Source organism: Roseateles sp. GW823-FHT07B05 (assembly GCF_058794515.1).
The window spans coordinates 146,087-152,902 of record NZ_JBXAGX010000011.1 but is presented as its reverse complement, the minus strand read 5'-3'; the positions used below and the strand labels follow the sequence as shown (position 1 = coordinate 152,902).

Here is a 6,816-nt window from a genome sequence, read left to right as displayed (position 1 = left end):
GGCAGTGTGTTTGCGTGGGTCAGTTTTGCGCGAGCATCACCCCGGTTGGCGGGTCAGTTTTCGGCGAGCGTCAACAGTCGAGTCCGACGCCGGCAGCTTGAGTGCCGCTGCTGACCATGCCGCTGCAGCGTCCTGTTCAGACTGGCCACGAAGCGCCACCTTCACGAGGCTCGAGTCCCAGTACGTGTGCAGCTTGCACGCAGTGGGCTGGGTGGCTCCGAACTCCACGCACATCCGATTGGTGACGACCGAGCCGTTGCCGCCGTAGTCCGAGTTATCAGCCGCATGCAGCGGCTGATGAACGTCACCCACCAGGTGGACCAGGACGCGTAGGGCCTTCAGCGCGTCATCGGGTGAGGCCGTCCGCAACACGTCTCGCGCCCACTCGATGCGCCCTGGTGCGCAGTTTCCGTTCTTGCACGAGGGTACGGCGGCCCCGCAGGCTTTCATGGTGACGAAGTGCCACCGCTGCATGCTTTTCCCTTCAGGGGTATCGCGGACCGCGTCCATCCAGTTGGCAGCAGAAGCCAGGGAATCCGACTTCAGGATGCGACGCACAGCGATGCGCGCCTTGGGCGTCAGCTCGGCATCGGCCACGTAGCCGACGACACGATGCCCTTCAGCGCCCCAACCCCAAGCGGCACCGCCGCAGATCAGGCCGGCGGCGATAACCAGCAAGCCCCAAGCGCGTCTCATCGTTCGTGATCTCAAGTTCGGGTGGCGCCGAGGAGGCGGAAGCACCGGCGGGTCAGGCTTCGTTGCACGGGTCGCGAGAGCGACCCGGAGCAACCAGCCTTGAGCTGCGCCCGCAGGCCAATGCGATGCCGGTCATGTTATCGACGCTGAGGTTGCGCTCCACGCCGCCAACGTAGCTGCGGCTCACCAAGAAGCACCCGATGGCGGCGCGGAGGACCGAGTCGGGCTGGGCCCTTGCGCAGTAGCTTGTTGCGTGGGGGCGCGGTGTCCTAGAACGAGCACAATCCGCCCATGTCCAGTGAGACGCACACGGTTAGGGCCGTCGTGGTTGCGCTCGTGCCAGAGTATAACCAGGCGATGGTGCTCGACGGCGAAGGCCGGCAGTACTCAATCACGCGCAAGACCAGAGGAATCGATCTCGCTACGTTGCGCGAGGGGCAAGAGGTGGAATGCACGGTGACCGTCCACCTGCCGCGAGTGCTCGCCGCGGCTGCCGTCGACTAGGGGCGACCGCCACGACGTACACCGTCATCAGCGCGCGCCCGGCGGCCATCAAGTTCACTTGACGCTGCCGAGCCTAGGGGCGTCGACGGTTGATCTGCGCGGTCCGCTGGTGCGCCACTCCAGAAAAAATGCCCCGAACTGATCCAGCTCGGGGCGTGAATCCATCCAGGGGGATGGAGGAGACAACTGACTGGGATGGCCAATGCAGCTTGCGTGCCAGCTCGCCAGTTGGTGGTTCAAGCTGAACGCCTACGAAGGAGGGCGACGAACCCGGCTCGCTCCCCTGCCCCTGCAGCACCGAACTTGTCCGCCTTGGCCGTGGGTAAGGCTGTTGATAACCACGTTCCGCGACCGTCAAGCCGTTGTCACGAACCGACTTTGTCCGCGTTGCTCGGAAAAGTGGCACCGCCTCGCACTGCTGAGGCTCGTGTCGTGCGGCAGCCGATTCATTAGAGTCGTGCTCATGGTCATCGTTGTGTTAGCGAGAACATCCTCCTCATTTCCAGGCATGTCGACAACCCAGACAAATGGACTGGCGTGCCCTGCATGGAGCGAGCCTTCGGATACTCTGGGAACCGCAGCCTGACCATCTTCCAGAGCAATTTGCCGACGTCGTCCATCGACGTGCTGGGGTGCCAAGGCGGCACCTACAAAGGATCACCCTGGCGCCGTCTGTTTCCGCGCCAAGATCCGCTGTCCTGGGACCCCATCCATCACACCAGAGGTCAACTTGCCAATCGATCCCCGTGGAGCCGAACTCGTACGCCTCATCGCTACAGGCAGCACCCTGAAGAAGGCAGCCGAGACGCTGAACCTAAGCACCAGCCGTACAAACCAAATCTTGGTGCGTGACGACCTGGAACGCTGCCTTGCCATCAGCGCCGACATCGCGCCGGCGTTTGAAGATCAAGCGCGCCGATGGCTCGACCCGGAAGGCGGAAAGATCTTGGAGCCCGGTGTTCGAGACCGGCTTGTTGCGCTGATCGAACGGCAGGCCCGAACGAGGGCCTTCATCGACCGATGGGGCTCGGGCTTCAAGAGCGGGCTGCAGCGGGTTCACGAGTCTGCGTAGGCAACTCTGTCACGAGGTGGGCGCAAGGTTGCTGAAGACCGAATCTGCAGGAACCCGTGTCCGGAGGCGGCTACCTTCCACTTCCGCAGTTCATCAGGCGGGTAGCGCGCCGGGTCGTCGTCGATCTTGATGGAGCACCCGGCGCACAGCCAGATACCGTTGCTGGCACCTGCGCGCTGTTCAGCACTCATCAAGGGGTCGTAGCGGGGCCCTCCAGGCGCCGCAGCACAGATATGCGCAGCAACACCCGTGTTGGAGTAGTCGTCTTCCGCCACAGTCGGGCCGCTGGTGTGTTCCTCGCAGTCCGGGTTTGAACATACGTGCCCGACGCGAAGTGCAAGGTTGCGTTTGGTCTTCGGAGAAAATTCGTCTCGGTTCTTCTTCATGATGAAGACGGCTGCGTTGCCCTGCGGCTCACTTCTTGATGAACACGCACTCGTAGTTCAGCACTGGCGTCGAACGATTCCCATTACCCTGCAGACCGGCCTGCATGCGAGCTTGGCCAACGACGGACACTGCGCGCGTGGCGATGGTCTGTGCAGCCGTTTCACATGCAGCTTTCGAGGTGAACCCGCCGACGGTAGTGAGCGACACGTCGCGCAGATCGCCAGGTGTGCCGCTGGCGATGTTCACCGCCAGCAAAAGAAGCCATTCCCCCATCCTGCCCTCCAACTCTCTTCTTGATGTCCGTGCACGATGCTAGCGGCGAGTTTGGGCGCGCGCCCAAGAGGCACAAGCCATACTGGGTCAAGGGGTGAGCCACCAAAGATCCTGTGCCGAGAGCACCGCTCCGCCCCGGACCAGCAGGGTCGAGCCCTCAGCTCGGTGGCGCGTGCGCGCGATACTGAAGCCATGCCGCAGGCCAAAGCATCCGCGTCGCTGCTGAAGAAGCGCGCGCCCCATCCCACCCAAAATGGGCCCGAGGCGACGCTGGCCTCCGACCACGTCGCCTCGAAGCCAGAAGACGCCGCTTTTCAGAACGGCGACTCTCGGTTCGCGAAGGTGGATGCCGGCCCATTGCTCAAGATCGCGTGGACCAACGATCTAGAGGTTGCTCGTCGTGCTGCGCGCCGCGCTGGCATCCTCACCGCTTCCGGCAAGCTGTCCAAGAAGTACCGTTGACCCGTCCAGCTGACTTGGAGCACCCCAAGAGCATCCATCTCGCTCTCCGGCACCAACTCCTGCCCCTCTATCTTTCCCCATGCCCCAGGCGATCCGGTATCGGACCTTCGGTCAGACGGGTATCGAATCTTCTCTGAGTTCCCCCTAGGGGGCCTCCCCTGACCGGGACTCGCTCACTCCTCGCACCTTCGTATTTACCCTCGGATAACGAAGACTACAAACTTCGACCTTGTGCCAACAGCAGCGATCCGTTCGAAAAGTTTGCAAGCACATACTTTCATCGAAATGGGGCTCAGTAGTTTCCAACTTTCGGTGATGTCACTTTCCAACTTTCGCTGACGTTCCCAACATCCTCGTAGTCCACCTCGAAGAGATGGCCGTCCGGGTCGGTGAAGTAGCCGGCCACGCCCCAGTGCGTGCGGGTGGCGGGCTTCACGAGCCGGCCGCCGGCGGCGACCGCGCGGGCGAGGATGGCCGGTACCTCGTCGGGGGTCTTCGCGATGTGGATCAGCCCCACGCCTGCGAAGCCCGTGCCGTGCGGTGAATCGAACTGCGCATCCTTCGCGAAGTCAGCGCGCGAGATCAGGCACAGCGCGTAGCCGCCCAGGTCGAACTTGACGAAGCCGTCGTTGCCGGTGGGTGACCGCCGCCAGCCCAGCGCCTCGTAGAACGCCGCCGAGCGCGCCACGTTGTCCACCCCCAGCAGCACGAGATGCAGCCGCTGGCTGGGCGGCAGCGCGGCTGCCGTTTCAAAGACGGTTCCAACGGGTTGATCCAGCATCGCTTGCGTGAGGTGGGTTGGCGAAGGCGCTGATGCTAGCCACGCCCGCCGCAGCCGGGCAGCAGCCGACGCACCGCTGGTGCCAGGTGTTGCCACAACGCTGGCAGCAGGCCGTGCACCGCCTGTTGCCGGCGGCCCACGGCAGCCCCCGCCGGGTAAACACGCTGTTGACTCGATCCGGCTGCGTCGACAAAATGCCGTGTAAACGTTTACATGACGTCGGCAGGTGCAAGCCCAGCCGACCCTGCGGATGAGACAACCGTTCCCGCCCGGCTTCCTGTGGGGCTGCGCCACCTCTGCCTACCAGATCGAAGGCTCGCCGCTGGCCGATGGCGCCGGCGTGAGCAACTGGCATCGCTTCGTGCGCACGCCGGGCCGCGTGCTGGGCGGCGACACGGGCGACGTCGCCTGCGACCACTACCGCCGCATGAAGGACGACGTCGCGCTGATGCGCACGCTGGGCCTGACGGCCTACCGCTTCAGCATCGCGTGGAACCGCGTCATGCCCGACGGGCGCGGCCGCGTGAACGCCGCCGGCCTGGGCTTCTACGAGCGGCTGGTGGACGAGCTGCTGGCCGCCGGCATCACGCCGATGGCGACGCTGCACCACTGGGACCTGCCCGCCGCGCTGGACGACCGCGGCGGCTGGCTCAACCCCGACATGCCCGGCTGGTTCGCCGACTACGCGCAGGTCTGCTTCAACGCGCTGGATGACCGCGTGCCGCTGTGGGCCACGCTCAACGAGCCCTGGGTCATCGCCGACCAGGGCTTTGTGCACGGTGCGCTGGCGCCAGGCCATCGAAGCACCTTCGAGGCCGCCATCGTCGCGCACCGGCTGATGCAGGCGCATGCCGCGGCCGTGCAGGCCTACCGCGCGGCGGGCCGCCACCGCATCGGCCTCGTCGTCAACATCGAGCCCAAGCACGTGGCTGCCGACGCCACCGATGCCGACCGCCACGCGGCCCGCCTGGCCGACGCGTACATGAACCGCCAGTACCTCGACCCCGCGCTGCTGGGAACCTACCCGGACGAGCTGCGCGAGGTCTTCGGCGAGGCCTGGCCCGACTGGCCAGCCGCCGAGGTCGAGGCGCTGAAAACACCCGTCGACTTCCTCGGCCTGAACTACTACACCCGCGCCGTCGTCCGCCACGACGCCAAGGCCTGGCCGGTGCCCGCCGCGCCGCAGCGCCAGCCAGGTGGCATCTACACCGAGACCGGCTGGGAGCTGCACCCGCAGAGCCTGGCCGACACGCTGGTCTGGATGCACGAGCGCTACGGCGGCCTGCCGCTGTATGTGACCGAGAACGGCGCGGCCTTCTACGACCCGCCCACCGCCATCGCCGGCGAGGTCAACGACCCGCTGCGCGTGCACTACCTGCGCACGCACATCGCCGCCGTGCAGGACGCCATCGCGCGCGGCGCCGACGTGCGCGGTTACTGCGCCTGGTCGCTGTTCGACAACCTCGAATGGGCGCTGGGCTACGCCAAGCGCTTCGGCCTCGTGCACGTGGACTTCCAGACGCTGCAGCGCACGCCCAAGGCCAGCGCGCGCTTCTATGCTGAAGTCATCGCCGCCCACGGCACCAATCTCTGAACTCAAGATGCAGGCCTCTCCCGCCACGATCAAGGATGTCGCCCGCGTCGCCGGCGTGTCGGTGGCCACGGTCTCGCGCGCGCTCAACGGCGCCGAGAACGTGCTGCCCCACACGCGCCAGCGCATCCTCGACGTCGCCCGTGAACTGCGCTATTCGCCGTCCGGCGCCGCGCGCAGCCTCATCACGCGGCGCACCGACACCATCGGCGCGCTGCTGCCCGACCTGCACGGCGAGTTCTTCTCGGAGCTCATCCGCGGCATCGACCAGGCGGCCCGTGCGCGCGGCCTGCACCTGCTGCTGTCCAGCTCGCACGACGACGCGAGCGAGGCCGCCGCCGCGCTGCGTGCGATGAACGGGCGCGTGGACGGCCTGGTCGTCATGTCGCCGCATGCCGACGACGACTTCCTGTCGCAGAACCTGCCGCTGTCGTTGCCCGCCGTGCTGCTGAACTCCGGCGTCAGCCAGCCGACGCAGCGCGTCTTCGCCGTCGACAACTTCGGCGGCGCGCGCGAGATGACGGAGCACCTCGTGCGGGCCGGCCGCCGCCGCATCGCCTTCCTGGGCGGCCCGGCCGCCAACTTCGAGGCGCGCGAGCGCGAGCGCGGCTACCGCGCGGGGCTGCCCGCCGGCGCGCGGCCGTGGCTGGTCGCCGGCGACTTCTCCGAGGCCGGCGGCGAGCGCGCCGGCGCCCACCTGCTGGGCCTGCACCCCACCGAGCGGCCCGACGCCGTGTTCGCCGCCAACGACATCATGGCCATCGGCCTGCTCGGCACGCTGCAGGCCGCCGGCGTGCGCGTGCCGCAAGACATCGCCATCGCGGGGTTCGACGACATCCCCGTGGCCCGCTACATCAGCCCCGCGCTGACCACCATGCACGTGCCCATCGCGGCACTCGGCAGCCAGGCGCTCGACGCACTGGCCGCCACGCTCGAAGGCTCGGCAGCGCCCGGCCCCGCCGGCACCACCGTCATGCCCGTGCAGCTCGTCGTGCGCCGCTCCTGCGGCTCGCAGCCCTGAAACCCGTCCATTCGCACAACACAACAGGA

At 66.7% G+C, this 6,816-nt stretch carries 9 protein-coding genes; 5 read left to right on the top strand and 4 right to left on the bottom strand.

Annotated elements, in window-relative coordinates; genetic code table 11:
- Window positions 1-36: 36 nt before the first annotated feature.
- On the bottom strand, window positions 37-678 hold the full coding sequence (locus AC1Q7O_RS21435) for a S1/P1 nuclease (protein ID WP_492660464.1): 642 nt from the start codon (window positions 676-678) through the stop codon (window positions 37-39).
- A gap of 309 nt (window positions 679-987) precedes the next feature.
- Here AC1Q7O_RS21435 and AC1Q7O_RS21430 point away from each other — a divergent pair, with 309 nt between their 5' ends.
- Together AC1Q7O_RS21430 and AC1Q7O_RS21425 are read left to right on the top strand one after the other, a co-directional pair.
- The gene (locus tag AC1Q7O_RS21430) at window positions 988-1,200 is read left to right on the top strand and encodes a hypothetical protein (RefSeq protein ID WP_492660463.1); all 213 of its coding nucleotides are present in this window, start codon (window positions 988-990) and stop codon (window positions 1,198-1,200) included.
- A gap of 730 nt (window positions 1,201-1,930) precedes the next feature.
- Complete coding sequence (locus tag AC1Q7O_RS21425) at window positions 1,931-2,272, top strand: PDDEXK family nuclease (RefSeq protein ID WP_492660462.1); 342 nt, start codon at window positions 1,931-1,933, stop codon at window positions 2,270-2,272.
- On the opposite strand, the gene AC1Q7O_RS21420 is transcribed toward AC1Q7O_RS21425, so the two are convergent.
- Together AC1Q7O_RS21420 and AC1Q7O_RS21415 are read right to left on the bottom strand one after the other, a co-directional pair.
- Window positions 2,257-2,658, bottom strand: a complete 402-nt coding sequence (locus AC1Q7O_RS21420) for a hypothetical protein (protein ID WP_492660461.1) — start codon at window positions 2,656-2,658, stop codon at window positions 2,257-2,259. The two genes, AC1Q7O_RS21425 and AC1Q7O_RS21420, sit on opposite strands and share 16 nt — an antisense overlap.
- Before the next feature lie 28 nt (window positions 2,659-2,686).
- Window positions 2,687-2,932 carry a hypothetical protein gene (locus tag AC1Q7O_RS21415; RefSeq protein ID WP_492660460.1) on the bottom strand — a complete coding sequence of 82 codons (246 nt, stop codon included), beginning with the start codon at window positions 2,930-2,932 and terminating at the stop codon, window positions 2,687-2,689.
- Between the two features lie 192 nt (window positions 2,933-3,124).
- Between AC1Q7O_RS21415 and AC1Q7O_RS21410 the strand changes: the two genes are divergently transcribed.
- Window positions 3,125-3,394, top strand: coding sequence for a hypothetical protein (locus tag AC1Q7O_RS21410; RefSeq protein ID WP_492660459.1), 270 nt, complete (start codon window positions 3,125-3,127; stop codon window positions 3,392-3,394).
- Between the two features lie 292 nt (window positions 3,395-3,686).
- On the opposite strand, the gene AC1Q7O_RS21405 is transcribed toward AC1Q7O_RS21410, so the two are convergent.
- Window positions 3,687-4,175: a VOC family protein gene (locus AC1Q7O_RS21405; protein WP_492660458.1), complete on the bottom strand. Its 489-nt coding sequence runs from the start codon at window positions 4,173-4,175 to the stop codon at window positions 3,687-3,689.
- A 250-nt stretch (window positions 4,176-4,425) separates the two neighbouring features.
- On the opposite strand from AC1Q7O_RS21405, the gene AC1Q7O_RS21400 reads away from it, so the two are divergent.
- Window positions 4,426-5,769: a GH1 family beta-glucosidase gene (locus tag AC1Q7O_RS21400; protein ID WP_492660457.1), complete on the top strand. Its 1,344-nt coding sequence runs from the start codon at window positions 4,426-4,428 to the stop codon at window positions 5,767-5,769.
- Window positions 5,770-5,776: 7 nt separating this feature from the next.
- A complete protein-coding gene (locus tag AC1Q7O_RS21395) occupies window positions 5,777-6,787 on the top strand; it encodes a LacI family DNA-binding transcriptional regulator (protein WP_492660456.1) in 1,011 nt (336 codons plus the stop codon).
- Window positions 6,788-6,816 lie beyond the last annotated feature (29 nt).

Coding starts and splice junctions, on each gene's coding strand:
- AC1Q7O_RS21430 (WP_492660463.1), top strand. CDS start 988: ATGTCCAGTGAGACGCACACGGTTAGGGCCGTCGTGGTTGCGCTCGTG.
- AC1Q7O_RS21420 (WP_492660461.1), bottom strand. CDS start 2,658: ATGAAGAAGAACCGAGACGAATTTTCTCCGAAGACCAAACGCAACCTT.
- AC1Q7O_RS21415 (WP_492660460.1), bottom strand. CDS start 2,932: ATGGGGGAATGGCTTCTTTTGCTGGCGGTGAACATCGCCAGCGGCACA.
- AC1Q7O_RS21410 (WP_492660459.1), top strand. CDS start 3,125: ATGCCGCAGGCCAAAGCATCCGCGTCGCTGCTGAAGAAGCGCGCGCCC.
- AC1Q7O_RS21405 (WP_492660458.1), bottom strand. CDS start 4,175: ATGCTGGATCAACCCGTTGGAACCGTCTTTGAAACGGCAGCCGCGCTG.
- AC1Q7O_RS21400 (WP_492660457.1), top strand. CDS start 4,426: ATGAGACAACCGTTCCCGCCCGGCTTCCTGTGGGGCTGCGCCACCTCT.
- AC1Q7O_RS21395 (WP_492660456.1), top strand. CDS start 5,777: ATGCAGGCCTCTCCCGCCACGATCAAGGATGTCGCCCGCGTCGCCGGC.